Below are 15333 nucleotides of genomic sequence, written 5' to 3'. Positions count from 1 at the left end.
CCCAATCAGGGTGCGCCCCACCGGCGTTTCATGGCGCGGCGGCTGTCTACCAGGCCGTGGTGCCGGCCTTGTTCTCCGAGGGGAACAGGATCCACAGCGCTATGTAGAGCAGGAACTGCGGGCCAGGAAGCAGGCACGACAGGACGAAGATCACGCGCATCGTGGTCGCGGAGGTGCCGAAGCGCTTTGCCAGCGCTGCGCACACTCCGCCGATCATGCGGCCGTTGGTCGGGCGGGCAATGGCGCTCATCGGGGCTCCTTCGCGAACCGTGGGTCGGGCGACTTGTTCGCCGTGACGGCTGTGGCTGTGTCTCTGTGGCTGTGTCTCTGTGGCTGTGTCGCTGTGTCTCTGTGTCGCGGTGTCTCTGTGACTGGCGACTCGGCGACTCTGTGCCTTCAAAGCTACGGAGACGAAGCGGGCGAAGCGTCGCTCTACGGTGCGATCCCGACCCTGGGAATCGTCGGGGTCCGACCCTGAGCCGTGTCCTCCCGCCGGAGGGCTGCGCGGCGCCGCCTCTCCGCCCGGCGGCGGAGCCCGGACCGGGCGGCGGGCACGATCGCGAGGTGCGCCAGGGCGACGCCGACCGTGTTCAGCAGCAGGGAGTCGACGTCCACCACCTGACCGGGGACGCCGGTCTGCAGGAGTTCGATGCCCAGCGAGAGCAGGGCACCGGCGGCGACCGTACGGACGAGGGAGCCGAGCGGGGACACGGTGAGTTTGCCGCCCGCGGTCGGGAGCAGGACGCCCAGCGGGGCCAGCAGGATCAGGCCCTCGCCGATGCGACGGGCCGCTTCCCGGGGGCCCAGTGCGAGATCCGCCCTGATTCCGGCGAAGGGCCGCAGGTTCGCGGCGCTCACCCAGGGGACGTCCAGGGGGCGCAGGGTGATCCAGGCGACGAGGGCGAGGTGCGCGAGGAGGAGGACACCTCCTGCCACACGGATGCGGATCGCGGCACTGCCGCCGCCTGAGCCTTCACGCTGCACGTTGGCCAAGACGCGGGGTTCGGCGCGATCGGTTCCGGGTTGGCGGGGAGGTTGGGGCTGAGGCATACGCCACACGTGCGACCGCGGCGGGTTTTCGTCCCCTCCGTTCTTGCTCGGCGCCTCGGTCCCTGCCTGTGCCCTCCGCCCGTGCCCTGCTGCGTCTCCGTCCCTGCCCGCCTCCCGGTCTCGGCTTCGCTCGACCGGGGGATCCCTGTCCGCTCCTGGGGGCCGCCGCCCCCAGACCCCTGCCGGGGGCCTGAACGGCCTTGCCCGCAAACGGGGTGAGGTGGGGGATTCAGCCCATGGCCGCGACGATCGTGTGCGCGGCCGCTGCCGCTTGGGCCGCTATGCCCGCAATGCTCGACGTGATGAACGGACCGCCCCCGGCGAGGTCTCCCACCACGTGCAGGCGCGGGTTGGCCGGAACCAGCCCACCGGCTGGGTGCAGCTCGGCGGAGCCGTCGGCCAGCAGGGCCGTGACCAACGGTCCGGCTGCACCGGGGATTGCCCGCGGCGGCGGATTCACGGCGTTGACGACGACGTCAAAAGTGCGTTCTCCGTCGTCGCCGTACACCCGGAACGCCCCGTCCGCCGCCTCGATCTTGCGGACGCCCGCAGTCAACGCGAGCTGCCCGGACTCCAACAGCCGCGTCATGATGGCGGCGTTCACCGGAACCATCGGTGAAGCCACGCTCGTCGCCATGCGGAAGTGACGCCGCAGCCGCCCGCGGTCGGGCTCGGACAGCAGCCGCCACGCGTACGGACCAACGCTGTGCGCTGTCTGCTGGAGGACCCGGCGGCCGATCCTGGGGTCGTCGACAGCCGACAGCTGCGCCCGCAGGCGCCGAACCGGCTCTTCGGTCCCGGCCGCCAGCAGTTCCGCCACGAACTCTTCGAAGTCCTCACCCTTCTCCGCCAGTTCGGCGCGCAGCAGCCCGATGAGATCCTTGAGGGTGACGGCACCGTGCTCCTGGTGCAGCGCTGCCACCCGCTCGGTGGTCAGGTGCTGCGGCTGGTGGTCGACCGGGCGCTGCCAGACGTGGGGCAGCACACCACTGCGGGACAGCAGCGTGATCGGCCCGGAGTGTCCGCGTGCGGCGAGCGACACGACGACGTCGACCGCGGTCAGGCCGCTCCCGATGACCGCGATGCTGCTGCCGGGCGGGACCCGGTCCAGTGTGCGCGCCAGCGGGTACGGGTCGCCCACGAAAGCGGCGGCGCCGTCGAGACCGTAGTGGTCCTGCGGCGTTCCCCCGCCCACGCACAGGGCCAGCTGGTCGGCCTCGTGCCCGCGTCCGTCCTCGGTGCGGAGCGACCAGTTGGCCCCGGACCGAGCCGCCCCGGTGACGCGGGCGGTGACGATACGCACCCGCCAGCCCCCTCTGCGCAGGATGGACAGCGCCGTCTCGGCGCTGTGCGCCAGGTACTCGCCGTAGAGCGCGCGCGGAACGAGCGGCCGGCCCAGCCGTTCGTCGAGGTGGGCGGCGCCACGTGTGCCCAGCCACGCCGCGTAGTGCCCGAAGTCCAGGTGGCGGATCGACATGATCGCCGGTGGCGTGTTGACCAGCACCGTGTCCAGGTCCGGGCCATACGGGCGGCCCCGCCAAAGATGCGGGGACGGCTCGAACACCGTGATGGTCCCAGGCTCGTGGGCGATGGCTGCCAGCGTGTCCAGCAGGCCGACCGCGGCAGCACCCGCTCCGACGATTGCGATGTCCATATTCTTCGTTCTTCCCTTCACGTTGCGGGCCGTCGCCTCCCGGCGCATCGGCCTCTTCGAGCCTCGCCGCCGCCGGTGCCGGGCCCCATCCCCCGCGAGCGGTGACCGACCGGGAATGACCCCCTCAAACGGGGGGTTGGTCCAGGACACGAGGGCGGGCAGGCTGGCCTGCATCCAGACCACGGGGGGTCTTCCATGTCCGATGCGCGCCGCTATGCCGAGGTGCTGTCACGTCACGCCAAGGTGCTGTCGGGCGCGGAGCGGGCCACCGACACACGCGACCTCTTCAGCCGGACGTCCGCCAAGCTGCGCCGGCTCCTGCCGTTCGACTCCGCCGTATGGGCGGCCACCGACCCGGAGACGGGTCTCATCACCGCGCCGATGCTGGTGGAGAACCTCGGTTCCGGCGATGGCTGCGCCGCGTACTGGGAAAGCGAACTCCTGGAGGAGAACGTCCTCCCGTTTCGAGACCTCGCCCGCGCCGCCGTCCCGGTGGCCGGCCTGCGTGCGGCCACCGGCAACCTGCCCGCACGCAGCGCGCGCTTCCGCCGGCTGCTCAGGAGCCAGGGCGTGGACGACGAACTACGGGCCGTGCTGCGGGTCGGTGACCGGCCGTGGGCCGTGGTGAGCCTGTTCCGGAGGGGTGCCGGTGCCCCGTTCGGCCCGGCCGAGATCACGCTGCTCGCCGGTCTGTCCGGTCCGCTGGCCTCGCGGGTGCGCCGGTTCGCCCGCTCGTCCGCGGTAGGCGCCACATCGGACGCGCCCGCGCCAGGACTGGTGCTCTTCGATCCCTCCGGCGAGCCGACGTCGATCAACGAGGAGGCGCGGCAGCACCTCTCGCGGCTCCCCGAAGGCCCCTCCATCCCCTCGCAGTTGGGCTTGAGGCTGCCGATCTGGGTGGTCGCCACCGTGTTGCAGGCCCGGGCGATCGCCCGGGGCCGCGACCGGGCAGGCAGCGCGAGGACCCGCATCCGAACCGTTGACGGCCGCTGGTTGACCTGCCACGCCTCCTGTCTCAGCGGCCCCGCCGGGCAACCCGGCCCCGTGGCACTCGTCATCGAGCCGGCGGCCGCCGCCGACCGGGCGGTCCTCATCGCCGAGGCGTACGGCCTGACGCCGCGCGAGCTGGAGATCACCCAGCTCATCACGCGTGGGCTGCCCACCACCGAGATCGCCGCGGCGCTGTTCATCTCCCCGCACACCGTGCGCGACCACGTCAAGGCCGTCTTCGGCAAGACGGAGGTCTCCAGCCGAGGCGAGCTCGTCGCGCGGCTGTTCGCCGAGCATTACCGGCCCGGGGGAGTGTCCCGCGAGCCTTCCGCCAGGAGCCTCTAGGAGTCGGCGCTCGTCGAAGGAGGCGTCTCCGTGCCCGGGCTCGCGCGGACCTCCGGTGTGCATTCGTAGCGGTTGAGGGGGTCGCTGCCCGGGCCGCCGAGGATGACCGAGCCGTCGTCCTGGGCCGCGGCGGAGTTGGCGAAGGTGCAGACGATCTGGGCGAGGGAGAAGCGGGTGAGGTCGTCCGGCGGGGTGCTCAGGCGGAGGGTGTCCTCGGGGTCCTTGTCGTGGGGACCGCTCACCGTCATGCCGCCGCGTACGTCCGTGGCGTAGCCGGCCAGCAACTCGGCCGTGGACGGGGTCTCGGCGAGTTCGTCGAGCAGCCCCTGGGCGACCAGGACGCGCCGCGCCCCCTCCGCCGTGCCGGCGGGGATGCTGACGGACCGGTCGACCGGGACGAGCTGCGCGGAGCAGAGCAGGAAGACCTGGACCGGGACGCCCCCGGAGGTCTGCGTGGAGATGTCGCCGGACAGGGCACACGGGGCCCGCGAGGGCGCGGGGCCGAAGTCCGTGGGGACCTGGGTGGAGCGGATGCCGCAGCCCGTGAGCAGCGCGGCCAGCAGACCGAGGACCGCCCAGGGGCGGACGGACCGGCGTCGTAGGGTCGTCATCCGGCGCTCGCCTCCGTGCCGTTCCCGTGCTCGTCCTCGTCGCGCGGGTCGTCGGCGAGCAGCACCGGCGCGTCCTGCGGGAGGCGGAGCGTGAAGACCGCGCCGCCCTTGGTCGAGTTCGCCGCGGTGATGTCGCCGCCGTGGATGTGCGCGTTCTCCAGGGCGATGGAAAGGCCAAGGCCGCTGCCCTCCGAGCGGGGGCGGGACGCGCTCGCCTTGTAGAAGCGGTCGAAGACGTGCGGGAGTACGTCCTCGGGGATGCCCGGACCGTGGTCCTGGACCTCGATCAGCAGGGCGTCGGCCTCCTTGCGCACCGAGACCCGAACCGGCGAACCGCCGTGCTTGAGCGCGTTGCCGATCAGGTTCGCCAGGATCACGTCCAGGCGGCGCGGGTCCAGGCGCACCATGACGCCGCGCTCGGCGTCCAGGTCCACCGCGTCCAGCCAGGCGCGTGCGTCCATGCACGCGGTGATCTGGTCGGCGATGTCCACGTCGTCCAGGACCAGCCGGGCGGTGCCCGCGTCGAAGCGGGTGACCTCCATCAGGTTCTCGACGAGGTCGTTCAGCCGTCGGGTCTCGCTGACGACGAGCCGTACGGCCGGTTCGATCATCGGGTCGACGCTGCCGGTCTCCGCGTCCAGTTCCTCTTCAAGGATCTCCGTCACGGCGGTGATCGCGGTGAGCGGCGTACGGAGTTCGTGGGACATGTCCGCCACGAAACGACGGGAGGCCTCGTCACGGGCGCTCATGTCGGCGACGCGCTTCTCCAGGGCCTGCGCCGTGTGGTTGAACGTGCGGGAGAGATCGGCGAGTTCGTCCGTGCCGGAGACCCGCAGACGCGTGTCGAGCTTGCCCTCGCCCAGGCGGCGGGCCGCGATGCCCAGGCGGTGGACCGGCTTGAGGACCGTCGTCGCGGCGGCCTGGGCCAGCAGCGCCGAGCCGATCAGGGCCAGCCCCGTCGCGATACCCAGGGACCAGGCCAGCGAGTTGAGATCCTTCGCCTCGGGTTCGAGCGACTTGAGCATGTAGCCCGTCGTGGTGCCGCCGATCACCTTCGCGCCGCCCACGAGATACGGCTTGTCGTCCTCGGAGACGCGCTGCCAGTACAGGTGGTACGCCGACTTGTTGTTCGAGGAGAGCGGCTGCTCCCTGTTCACCGCCTTCTGGAGCGACTTGGGTACGTCCTCCAGGGTGAAGGTGTCCAGCGCGGAGTTGCCGATGATCTGCTTGCCGTCCGTGGCCTCGGCCACCAGGAGCACGCTGAAGCGCTGGCTGCTGGCCGACATCTGCCCCGCCGTACGCTGGAGTTCGGCCTGCGCCGGGTTCACCGGCAGCGTGCTCGCGCGGTTGGTCATCTCCTGCTGGAAGTCGCGCAGCACCGCGTCCTGCGTACGCGTCAGGACGGCCTCGCGGTTGAGCCAGTACGCGATGCCCGACGCCGACACGGCGGCCGTGAGCGCGACGAGTCCGAACACCACCACCAGCCGCAGTCGCAGACTGGTGAAGCGCAGGCCGGACAGGATCGCCTTGCGCGCCGCGGCCCAGCCGCGGAGCTTGTCCTGCGGTTTGGTCACTGAGGATTGTCCAGCCGGTAGCCGACTCCCCGGACGGTACGGATGAGCGTGGGGGAGGAGGGCACGTCCTCGACCTTGGCGCGCAGCCGCTGCACGCACGCGTCGACGAGACGTGAGTCGCCGAGGTAGTCGTGCTCCCAGACCAGCCGCAGCAACTGCTGGCGGGACAGCGCCTGTCCGGGCCTGCGGCTCAGCTCCAGGAGCAGCCGCAGCTCGGTGGGCGTCAGCTGCAGATCCTCGCCGTTCTTGGTGACCGTCATGGCGGCACGGTCGATGACCAGGGAGCCGAAGGACGCCGAGTCGTTCGCCTCGCGCTCACCGCGCCGCAGGACGGCACGGATCCGGGCGTCGAGCACCCGGCCCTGCACGGGCTTGACGACATAGTCGTCGGCGCCGGACTCCAGACCCACCACGACGTCGATGTCGTCGCTGCGCGCGGTCAGCAGGATGATCGGCAGCTGGTCGGTGCGCCGGATGCGCCGGCACACCTCGAATCCGTCGATGCCCGGGAGCATCACGTCCAGCACGATCAGGTCCGGCCGCTGCTCACGCAGCAGCTTCAGACCGTCCTCGCCGGTGGCAGCGGTGGCCACACGGTGCCCCTGGCGCGTCAGCGACAGCTCCAGGGCCGTGCGAATGGCGTCGTCGTCTTCGATCAGCAACAGGGAAGGCACGGACGTCATTCTGGCCCATCGAACGGTCGTGTATCGACCGTTGGAGCTCTCCCATCCATCTCCCGCACACAGGGAGCCCCCAGCCGGGCCCCGAATCGGTCATCTGCGGAGCGCTACCGCTCTTGTCTGTGATCGTGCTGTGCCCCCGCCGTGACGCGCCTGCGGGCGGCCCCTGTGACAGGTCTGTGACAGTCGGCGGACACCGTCATGAAGTGGCCCGGGCAAGCTTTTCCACATCAGCAAGGCAGCACGGCAGCACGGCAGAACGAACCGAAGAACCGGGACTCCACGACGGGGGGCGCGAGATGAACACGCTGCACAGCACCAGCACTAGCGCAGTTGTCACGCGTCTGCACGACGTCACTGTCACCCGGAACATGGAGAAGTCCGGTGCCGTGAGCGGGCGGGGGTGCGGTCGCGGCACCGGGCGTCAGCACACCGGGTCGTACATGACGGTGGTTGACGCGGGGGGACAGGCTCACGGGGGAGCCGCGTACGGGGAGGCCACGGGGGAGCGGCGCTCGGTGTCGGAGGCGGAATTCACCGCCTACGTCCAGGAGCGCCGCGCCTCCCTCTACGCAACCGCCTATCACCTGACCGGTGACCGCTTCGAGGCCGAGGACCTGCTGCAGAGCGCGCTGTTCTCGACGTACCGGGCATGGGACCGGATCAGTGACAAGGCCGCGGTCGGGGGCTACCTCCGCCGCACCATGACCAATCTGCACATCAGCGCGTGGCGCCGCCGCAAGCTGAACGAGTACCCGACCGAGGAACTGCCGGAGACCGCCGGTGACACGGACGCGATGCGCGGCACCGAGCTGCGCGCCGTGCTGTGGCAGGCGCTCGCCCGGCTGCCCGAACTCCAGCGCACCATGCTGGTCCTTCGTTACTACGAGGGCCGCACGGACCCGGAGATCGCGGAGATCCTCGACATCAGTGTCGGCACGGTGAAGTCCAGCATCTGGCGGTCGCTCCGCCGGATGCGTGAGGACGAGGTCCTCAGCTTCGGACGTGACGAGGAGGAGTCCTTCGGGGAGCTTGTCGCCTGAAGGTCTGGGGGGAAGCAAGGAAAAGGTAGGAAGGTAAGAGGGGGTAGTACGGGGGAGCGGTTCCGGGGGGAACCAATGGGGGCGGGGAAACCACGGGGTCGGGGGACCACGTGGTAGCACGGGGGAAACGAGAAAGGTCCAGGCGGACTGGGGGGTCCGCCTGGGCCTCTTTTCGTGTGTCTTCTGCTTCGGTGCGGTCTACGCCGTCGCCGGGCGCGGGGTCGTGCAGCGGCCGGCTGCCGCCGCGGTCAGCCGGCCCAGAGCCTCGCCCTTGTCGCAGGGGTACGCGCCCAGGGCGGTCTGGCGGGCCACGATGGAGCGCTCGGCGCGCATCAGACGCCAGCCGCGACGCAGCAGGAAGGGCACCGACTTGCGGCCTTCCCGCAGATCCCGCAGGAAGCGGCGGCGGAACGTCGTCACCGGGCCGCGCGACAGACACAGCGCGTCGGCCAGCACACCCAGCTCCTGGCAGCGTCCGACGATCTCGGCGGCGAAGACACCCTCCGCGATGAACAACGGAGCCCGCTCGATGTGCAGCGCCTCCGTGCCGGTACGGGCGCTCAGCGAGATGTCGTACACGGGAATGGTCGTACGACCCGTGCGGCACAGTTCCTCGATCGCGGTGACCGCGGCGCTCGCGTCCCAGGACAGCGGGTGGTCCCAGTCGATGTCCGCACTGCCCTCCACCTGGGGCAGCGTCGGATCCGTGCCCTCCTTGTAGAAGTCGTCGAGGCGGAGCACGGGGAGGCCGGAGTCGGCCGCGAGAAGGGACTTTCCAGAGCCGGAGGGGCCGCAGAGCAGCACCACACGGGTGGGTATCGGGGGATGGGAACCCAATTCTCCGTACCTTCTGTGACTCGACCTGGCCTCGCCGCCTGCCGGCAACGTCCTGGACATTATCCCTGCCCCGGGACGCCTGCTCCGGCCGGGTGTGGCGAGGCGTCGGTCACGAAACGGACGGTCGGACGAGGAGGCCAGGGCGCCAGCAGTGGCTTGCCGGTGGGGGCGCGGCTCTCCAGGAGACCTGTGGGCCTCGGCGGCCTCGCCCAGTGGGAGGGACGCGTGGATGTGGGGCGTACATGTGCTCCTCCATGGTCGGCCGGGTCGGGAACAACGAGCCGCCGCCGCGCGGCAGTTCGACGTCCAGCGGCGGCACCGCGATGCTGGACGGGCCGCTGGACGGGCCGCTGGACGGGCCGCGCCGCGCGAGCGCGCTCGGCGGCCGAGGCTGCGCGACTTCGGACCGGGGCCCGGGGTCATCTCACGCTGTGTTCACACCGACGCAGCGGACTGTGTGCCCGAGCGCTCAAGGTGTGGCGCCGACATGTGTGGTGGGTTGGTGCTGATATGCGCGGTGGATTGGCGCTGATATGCCTGTTGGGCCGCACAGGCGAATCCCCTGCCCCAACCGCCCGTGGAAGCAGTCGGGTCAACTACTCTGCGTGCAAATACAGTTGCTCTCCGCTCCCGAAGAGGAAACCTGATGGTGCGACACGCAGCCCAGCAGACCAATCTGGCCCGCACGACCGCGCGCATCGCCGCCGCGGTCGGCGTGGTCGCTGCCGGTGTGGCCGGCGCCGCCCCGGCCGTCGCGAACACGGACCCCGTCGTGGACGTCGTGCGCACCCGGCCCACCTCCCTCGGCGAGATCGACCCGCAGGCGGGCCTGGCAGCCCTGACCGGCACGGTGCGATACGTCACCGGCCCCGTCGAGGCCCTGAAGCCCAACCCGCTGGCGGGCACCGGGGTCGACCCTCTCGACAACGGGGTCGCCACCCAGCTCGCCGACTTCAAGCCGCTGTCCTCGCAGGCCCTGACGGGGCCGCTTGCGCAGGCGCCGTCGGTGGGCAGCATCCCGGTGCTCGGGCAGGCCGCGGGGCTGCTGCGCTGAACGGGAAGAGAGCCGCGCTTCCCCTGGACGGAGGGGAGGCGCGGCTCTCTCGTGAACGGGACCCCGGGGACACGGATCGGGGTCCCGAGTCGGCAGAGGGCGCCGAGATTCTCGTACGCCCTCGCTTGCTCTAGTAGGACGATCCGGAGGCGCCCAGTGCGCCCGTCGGGTGCCAGACCGTCTTCGTCTCCAGGAAGGCGGTGAGGCGCTCGGTGCCGGGCGTCCGGGAGTAATCCACAGCCTGTGGACGGAGGACCCGCTTCAGGTTGTCCGCCGCAGCGATCTCCAGTTCCTTGGCCAGGCCATCGTCGGCGCCGGCCAGGTCGATCGCGTTGACGTCCTGGTGCGCGGCCAGCGGCGTTGCGATCTCGGCGGTCCTGCCCGAGAGGACGTTGACGACTCCGCCGGGCAGGTCGGAGGTCGCCAGGACCTCGCCCAGTGACAGCGCCGGGAGCGGGGACTTCTCGCTCGCGACCACGATCACCGTGTTGCCGGTCGCGATCACCGGGGCGATCACCGAGACCAGGCCCAGGAACGAGGACTCCTGAGGGGCCAGGACGGCGACCACGCCCGTCGGCTCCGGGGTGGAGAGGTTGAAGTAGGGGCCCGCCACCGGGTTGGCGCCGCCGATCACCTGGGCGATCTTGTCGGTCCAGCCCGCATACCAGACCCAGCGGTCGACGGCCGCGTCCACGACGGCCGCGGCCTTGGACTTCGACAGCCCTTCCGCGTCCGCGACCTCACGGACGAACTGGTCCTTGCGGCCCTCCAGCATCTCCGCGACGCGGTAGAGGATCTGGCCGCGGTTGTACGCCGTCGCGCCGGACCAGCCGCCGAACGCCTTGCGGGCGGCGACGACCGCGTCGCGGGCGTCCTTGCGGGAGGAGAGGGGCGCGTTGGCCAGCCAGTTGGACTTGCCCGCCGCGCCAGCGGCTGATGTCGCTGTGGTCACCTCGTACACCCGGCCGCTCTCGCTGCGGGGGAACTTGCCCCCGACGTACAGCTTGTAGGTCTTGAAGACGCTCAGACGGGTCTGTTCCGACGACTTCTCGGACTTAACGGTCTTCTCAGGCTTCACGGTTGTCTCGGGCTTGTCAGACATCGAGGTACGCCTCCAGGCCGTGGCGACCGCCCTCGCGGCCGAAGCCCGACTCCTTGTAGCCGCCGAACGGCGAGGTGGGGTCGAACTTGTTGAACGTGTTGGACCAGATGACGCCCGCGCGGAGCTTGCCCGCGACCGCGAGGATCCGGGAACCCTTCTCCGTCCAGATGCCGGCGGAGAGGCCGTACTGGGAGTTGTTGGCCTTGGCCACCGCCTCGTCCGGGGTGCGGAAGCTGAGGACGGACAGGACCGGGCCGAAGATCTCGTCGCGGGCGACGGTGTGCGCCTGGGTGACGTTCGTGAAGAGCGTCGGGGCGAACCAGTAGCCGGAGGACGGGAGTTCGCAGGGCGCGGACCAGCGCTCCGCGCCTTCCGCCTCGCCCTGCTCCACGAGCGTGGTGATACGGGACAACTGCTCGGCGGAGTTGATCGCGCCGATGTCCGTGTTCTTGTCCAGGGGGTCGCCGAGGCGGAGAGTCGTGAGGCGGCGCTTGAGGGAGTCCAGCAACTCGTCCTGGATCGACTCCTGTACGAGGAGACGGCTGCCCGCGCAGCAGACCTGGCCCTGGTTGAAGAAGATGCCGGTGACGATGCCCTCGACGGCCTGGTCGATGGGGGCGTCGTCGAAGACGATGTTCGCGCCCTTGCCGCCCAGTTCGAGGGTGACCTTCTTGCGGGTGCCCGCGATCTGGCGGGCGATCGCCTTGCCCACCGCGGTGGAGCCCGTGAAGGCCACCTTGTTCACGTCCGGGTGCTCGACGAGTGCCGCGCCCGTGTCGCCGTACCCCGGAAGGATGTTGACGACTCCCTTCGGCAGGCCCGCCTGGCGGCAGATGTCCGCGAAGAACAGGGCGGACAGGGGGGTCGTCTCGGCGGGCTTGAGGACCACGGTGTTGCCGGTCGCCAGCGCCGGGGCGATCTTCCACGCCAGCATCAGGAGGGGGAAGTTCCAGGGGATGATCTGGCCCGCGACGCCGAGGGGTTGCGGGTTTGCGCCGAAGCCCGCGTGGTCGAGCTTGTCCGCCCAGCCCGCGTAGTAGAAGAAGTGCGCGGCTACGAGGGGGAGGTCGGCGTCCCTCGTCTCCTTGATGGGCTTGCCGTTGTCGAGGGTTTCGAGGACGGCCAGCTCGCGGGAGCGTTCCTGGATGATCCGGGCGATGCGGAAAAGGTACTTGGCGCGCTCCGAGCCGGGCAGCGCCGACCACTTCTCGAACGCCCTGCGGGCCGCCCTGACCGCGCGGTCGACGTCCGCCTCGCCCGCCTGGGCGATCTCGGAGAGGACCTCTTCGGTGGAGGGGGAGACGGTCTTGAAGACCCTGCCGTCGGCGGCTTCCGTGAACTCGCCGTCGATGAACAGGCCGTAGGAGGGGGCGATGTCGACGACCGCGCGGGACTCGGGCGCCGGTGCGTAGTCGAATGCGGGTACGGGTGCGGATGCGGATGGCATGGTGATCAGTCCACCGTCACGTAGTCGGGGCCGGAGTAGCGGCCGGTGGCCAGCTTCTGACGCTGCATCAGCAGGTCGTTCAGGAGCGAGGACGCGCCGAAGCGGAACCAGTGGTTGTCCAGCCAGTCCTCGCCCGCGGTCTCGTTGACCAGGACGAGGAACTTGATCGCGTCCTTGGTCGTACGGATGCCGCCGGCCGGCTTCACGCCGATCTGTACGCCGGTCTGGGCGCGGAAGTCGCGTACGGCTTCCAGCATGAGCAGTGTGTTCGCCGGAGTCGCGTTCACCGCCACCTTGCCGGTGGAGGTCTTGATGAAGTCGGCGCCGGCGAGCATGCCGAGCCAGCTGGCGCGGCGGATGTTGTCGTACGTCGACAGTTCGCCGGTCTCGAAGATGACCTTGAGGCGGGCGTGGGTCCCGCAGGTCTCCTTCACGGCGGTGATCTCGTCGTACACCTTCAGATACCTGCCCGCGAGGAACGCCCCGCGGTCGATGACCATGTCGATCTCGTCGGCGCCCGCGGCGATGGCGTCCCGTACGTCGGCCAGCTTGACGTCGAGGGTGGCGCGGCCTGCGGGGAAGGCTGTGGCGACGGAGGCTACCTTCACGCCGGAGCCGGCGACGGCTTCCTTGGCGGTGGCCACCATGTCGGGATAGACGCAGACCGCGGCCGTGGCGGGGGCCGTACGGTCGGTCGGGTCCGGGCGGACCGCCTTGGCGCCGAGCGCCCGGATCTTGCCCGGGGTGTCCGCGCCTTCCAGCGTCGTCAGGTCGACCATCGAGATGGCGAGGTCGATGGCGTACGCCTTGGCCGTGGTCTTGATGGAACGGGTGCCTAGCGAGGCGGCGCGCGCCTCCAGGCCTACCGCGTCCACGCCGGGGAGCCCGTGGAGGAAGCGGCGCAGCGTGCTGTCTGACGCGGTTACGTCGCCGAGTGCGTGTGCAGCAGCGGGTGCAGTGGTGGGCATGGTCACCAGCCGAGCATATCTACGCGCGTAGCGGCTGTACAGCCCCGGAGGTTCGTCTGACGACGGGTGGCGGGTGCCGGGGTGCCGGGTGACTGCTGCCGGGTGCGGCGGGTGGGTGGGTCGGGGCCGGGGGCCGGTACATCCGCCCGTCGCCGCCGGATCAGGCGTTGGGCAAGGGTGCGGGGGTCCGGTGACGCGGACGTACGCGACGGGCATGTGATGTACCGGCCCCCGGCCCCTTCCGTTGTCTTCCGGGTGCGGGCAGGTTCGGGATCGGGGCCGAACTTGCCCGTCCATGGGTGGGGGGAGTGGGTCGACGGTGTGTGGTGTGAGGTAAGTCATGGCCTGTAGTGCGCGTAGAGCACTTATCTGCTCAGGGGTGTGCATGTAATGGTCATGCACATCGCTGGGCAGGTAATTCGATCGCCGCCCCCTCTTCAGAGGATCTGATGTGCGCAACGGTGTGCGGAACGTGCTGATTTCGGCCGTGACGGCTGCGACCTTGGCCATGACGGGGTGCTCTGCGGCAGGGGCGACGGCGACGCGCGGGGCCGGAACGCCGACCGGGGCGGCCGATGGCGAGGCGGTGGAGGTGGCCGGGGCCGTATCTTCCCCTTCCGCCGCTGTCACCGGGGCCGCCGGTTCGACAGCCACCAGCGCGGGCGCGACGGACATGACCGGCTCGGCAGCGATGGCCCGCGCGTCTGCGGGGGACCAGTCGGCGCAGAAATCGTCGCTGAAGGTGACCTCGTACGACGCGAAGAGCGGGCGGGCCGTGGTTTCGGACGGTGATTCCAAGCCCGCAGCCGTCGTCGTCGGCGACGTCCTGGCCGGCGCGCCGTCGTCGTCGGCGCCCGACGGCCTGCTGGTCAAGGTCACCCAGGTGTTGGGCGAGACGGCCAAGGGCACCGAGGTCGCGACCGAGCCGGCCACGCTTCGTGAACTGCTGGGAAAGAGCAAGGTCGATGAGACGGCGGCGGTGGATCCGTCCTCCGTCACGGTCAAGGCACTGGACGCGGAGGTGACCGTCTCCGGGAAGAAGGGCAGCGGTGCCACCTTCGGCTCGAAAGGGGCGCAGGTGCCGCTGGGGACGATCCGGGTCGACGTCAGCGACTCGGTGGCGACCGCCTCCGGCGCCTCCGCGTCCGCCAAGGCGTCGGTCAAGGGCTACGTGGAGCTGACCCCCGAGGTCGAGTTCGCCTACGACGGCACCACCGCCGGCGCCGACGGTCAGCCGGCCTCCGCGTACATCGGCCTGTCCGGTGACTGGTCCTCGCAGTGGGAACTGGACGGGCAGGCGTCCGCCGCGCAGCAGGGCACCAAGGTTCCGTTCGCCGAACTGCACACCGACGTCGTGATCTACGTCGGCCCGGTGCCCGTCGTGGTCAACCTCGGCTACGTCCTGTACTACCAGGTCGACGCCGACGGCAAGGTCAGCGTGCGCGTCTCACAGAGCGCCACAGGCGACTTCACGGCCGGCGGCAGCTACAGCCGCGCGACCGGCTGGAGCCCGGTCAACAAGGCCTCGATGGCGGTCAGTCCGGTGAAGTCGGCGGTGACGAGTGCGGGCAACGCGAAGGCCACGCTGGGCGCCGAGGCGTCGGTCGGGCTCTACGGGGCCGCCGATGTCACTCTCGACATCGCCCCGTACGCCCGGGTCGCGGCGACGGGCAGCGCCACCGGGACACTGACCGCGGCTCCCGGCACGAGCCCGAGCAGCACCGGCGGCGTCGTCCTCGCCTGGACGGTGTACGGGGGATACGACGTCAGCGGCACGCTGAACGTCCATCTGACGGTGTTCAGTACGGAGATGGACAGGAGCATTCGACTGTTCACGCTGCACGGTGAGAAGAAGCTCGACGAGGGTCACTACGAGGGGTGAGGTGACAATCCGTTGGCCTCCCACGGGGCGACACTTTCAGCTCCGGCCGGGGGAGATCTCTTTAGCCCGTCCGGCGTTTGAGGACGAGCGCGTTCA

Annotated in this window: 14 protein-coding genes; 4 read left to right on the top strand and 10 right to left on the bottom strand. The window is 70.4% G+C overall.

Features of this window, described 5'->3' with window-relative positions:
- Positions 1–46 precede the first annotated feature (46 nt).
- The 3 genes from ACFWP7_RS27880 to ACFWP7_RS27870 all read right to left on the bottom strand — a co-directional run bounded on the left by ACFWP7_RS27880 (position 47) and on the right by ACFWP7_RS27870 (position 2704).
- On the bottom strand, positions 47–250 hold the full coding sequence (locus ACFWP7_RS27880) for a PspC domain-containing protein (protein WP_384386391.1): 204 nt from the start codon (positions 248–250) through the stop codon (positions 47–49).
- Positions 251–432: 182 nt separating this feature from the next.
- A complete protein-coding gene (locus ACFWP7_RS27875) occupies positions 433–984 on the bottom strand; it encodes a VanZ family protein (protein WP_384386405.1) in 552 nt (183 codons plus the stop codon).
- 295 nt (positions 985–1279) lie between these two features.
- Positions 1280–2704, bottom strand: coding sequence for an FAD/NAD(P)-binding protein (locus ACFWP7_RS27870; RefSeq protein ID WP_384386390.1), 1425 nt, complete (start codon positions 2702–2704; stop codon positions 1280–1282).
- 195 nt (positions 2705–2899) lie between these two features.
- Here ACFWP7_RS27870 and ACFWP7_RS27865 point away from each other — a divergent pair, with 195 nt between their 5' ends.
- Positions 2900–4039: a LuxR C-terminal-related transcriptional regulator gene (locus ACFWP7_RS27865; RefSeq protein ID WP_384386387.1), complete on the top strand. Its 1140-nt coding sequence runs from the start codon at positions 2900–2902 to the stop codon at positions 4037–4039.
- Here the strand turns inward: ACFWP7_RS27865 and ACFWP7_RS27860 are convergent.
- Genes ACFWP7_RS27860 through afsQ1 form a run of 3 tightly spaced genes read right to left on the bottom strand, consistent with a single transcriptional unit; the run spans position 4036 to position 6898 of the window.
- The gene (locus ACFWP7_RS27860; protein ID WP_384386384.1) at positions 4036–4650 is read right to left on the bottom strand and encodes a hypothetical protein; all 615 of its coding nucleotides are present in this window, start codon (positions 4648–4650) and stop codon (positions 4036–4038) included. The genes ACFWP7_RS27865 and ACFWP7_RS27860 overlap by 4 nt on opposite strands.
- Positions 4647–6224 (bottom strand): ATP-binding protein, encoded by a 1578-nt coding sequence (locus ACFWP7_RS27855; protein ID WP_384386381.1) that lies wholly within the window; start codon positions 6222–6224, stop codon positions 4647–4649. Before ACFWP7_RS27855 ends, ACFWP7_RS27860 begins: the two co-directional genes overlap by 4 nt.
- Positions 6221–6898, bottom strand: a complete 678-nt coding sequence (gene afsQ1 / locus ACFWP7_RS27850) for a two-component system response regulator AfsQ1 (RefSeq protein WP_037625670.1) — start codon at positions 6896–6898, stop codon at positions 6221–6223. Before afsQ1 ends, ACFWP7_RS27855 begins: the two co-directional genes overlap by 4 nt.
- Positions 6899–7203: 305 nt before the next feature.
- On the opposite strand from afsQ1, the gene ACFWP7_RS27845 reads away from it, so the two are divergent.
- Positions 7204–7947 (top strand): SigE family RNA polymerase sigma factor, encoded by a 744-nt coding sequence (locus ACFWP7_RS27845; protein WP_384386378.1) that lies wholly within the window; start codon positions 7204–7206, stop codon positions 7945–7947.
- A gap of 198 nt (positions 7948–8145) precedes the next feature.
- On the opposite strand, the gene ACFWP7_RS27840 is transcribed toward ACFWP7_RS27845, so the two are convergent.
- A complete protein-coding gene (locus tag ACFWP7_RS27840) occupies positions 8146–8784 on the bottom strand; it encodes a uridine kinase (RefSeq protein WP_384386376.1) in 639 nt (212 codons plus the stop codon).
- Positions 8785–9430: 646 nt separating this feature from the next.
- On the opposite strand from ACFWP7_RS27840, the gene ACFWP7_RS27835 reads away from it, so the two are divergent.
- Complete coding sequence (locus tag ACFWP7_RS27835) at positions 9431–9838, top strand: hypothetical protein (RefSeq protein ID WP_384386374.1); 408 nt, start codon at positions 9431–9433, stop codon at positions 9836–9838.
- A gap of 130 nt (positions 9839–9968) precedes the next feature.
- Here ACFWP7_RS27835 and ACFWP7_RS27830 read toward each other — a convergent pair whose 3' ends face one another.
- Genes ACFWP7_RS27830 through deoC form a run of 3 tightly spaced genes read right to left on the bottom strand, consistent with a single transcriptional unit; the run spans position 9969 to position 13355 of the window.
- Complete coding sequence (locus ACFWP7_RS27830; RefSeq protein ID WP_384386371.1) at positions 9969–10940, bottom strand: aldehyde dehydrogenase family protein; 972 nt, start codon at positions 10938–10940, stop codon at positions 9969–9971.
- Positions 10933–12387, bottom strand: coding sequence for an aldehyde dehydrogenase family protein (locus tag ACFWP7_RS27825; RefSeq protein ID WP_384386369.1), 1455 nt, complete (start codon positions 12385–12387; stop codon positions 10933–10935). Before ACFWP7_RS27825 ends, ACFWP7_RS27830 begins: the two co-directional genes overlap by 8 nt.
- Before the next feature lie 5 nt (positions 12388–12392).
- On the bottom strand, positions 12393–13355 hold the full coding sequence (deoC, locus tag ACFWP7_RS27820; RefSeq protein WP_384386403.1) for a deoxyribose-phosphate aldolase: 963 nt from the start codon (positions 13353–13355) through the stop codon (positions 12393–12395).
- 673 nt (positions 13356–14028) lie between these two features.
- Between deoC and ACFWP7_RS27815 the strand changes: the two genes are divergently transcribed.
- Complete coding sequence (locus ACFWP7_RS27815) at positions 14029–15237, top strand: hypothetical protein (protein ID WP_384386367.1); 1209 nt, start codon at positions 14029–14031, stop codon at positions 15235–15237.
- Positions 15238–15333 lie beyond the last annotated feature (96 nt).

The organism is Streptomyces sp. NPDC058470 (assembly GCF_042721055.1).
In the GTDB taxonomy this organism is placed as follows: domain Bacteria; phylum Actinomycetota; class Actinomycetes; order Streptomycetales; family Streptomycetaceae; genus Streptomyces.
Note: the sequence above shows the minus strand (reverse complement) of the source record. Positions and strands in the feature narration are given on the sequence as shown.

Excerpts from the sequence above, each read along its gene's own strand:
- ACFWP7_RS27880 (WP_384386391.1), bottom strand. The coding sequence starts at position 250 with ATGAGCGCCATTGCCCGCCCGACCAACGGCCGCATGATCGGCGGAGTG.
- ACFWP7_RS27870 (WP_384386390.1), bottom strand. The coding sequence starts at position 2,704 with ATGGACATCGCAATCGTCGGAGCGGGTGCTGCCGCGGTCGGCCTGCTG.
- ACFWP7_RS27865 (WP_384386387.1), top strand. The coding sequence starts at position 2,900 with ATGTCCGATGCGCGCCGCTATGCCGAGGTGCTGTCACGTCACGCCAAG.
- ACFWP7_RS27860 (WP_384386384.1), bottom strand. The coding sequence starts at position 4,650 with ATGACGACCCTACGACGCCGGTCCGTCCGCCCCTGGGCGGTCCTCGGT.
- ACFWP7_RS27845 (WP_384386378.1), top strand. The coding sequence starts at position 7,204 with ATGAACACGCTGCACAGCACCAGCACTAGCGCAGTTGTCACGCGTCTG.
- ACFWP7_RS27835 (WP_384386374.1), top strand. The coding sequence starts at position 9,431 with ATGGTGCGACACGCAGCCCAGCAGACCAATCTGGCCCGCACGACCGCG.
- ACFWP7_RS27830 (WP_384386371.1), bottom strand. The coding sequence starts at position 10,940 with ATGTCTGACAAGCCCGAGACAACCGTGAAGCCTGAGAAGACCGTTAAG.
- ACFWP7_RS27825 (WP_384386369.1), bottom strand. The coding sequence starts at position 12,387 with ATGCCATCCGCATCCGCACCCGTACCCGCATTCGACTACGCACCGGCG.
- deoC (WP_384386403.1), bottom strand. The coding sequence starts at position 13,355 with ATGCCCACCACTGCACCCGCTGCTGCACACGCACTCGGCGACGTAACC.
- ACFWP7_RS27815 (WP_384386367.1), top strand. The coding sequence starts at position 14,029 with ATGACCGGCTCGGCAGCGATGGCCCGCGCGTCTGCGGGGGACCAGTCG.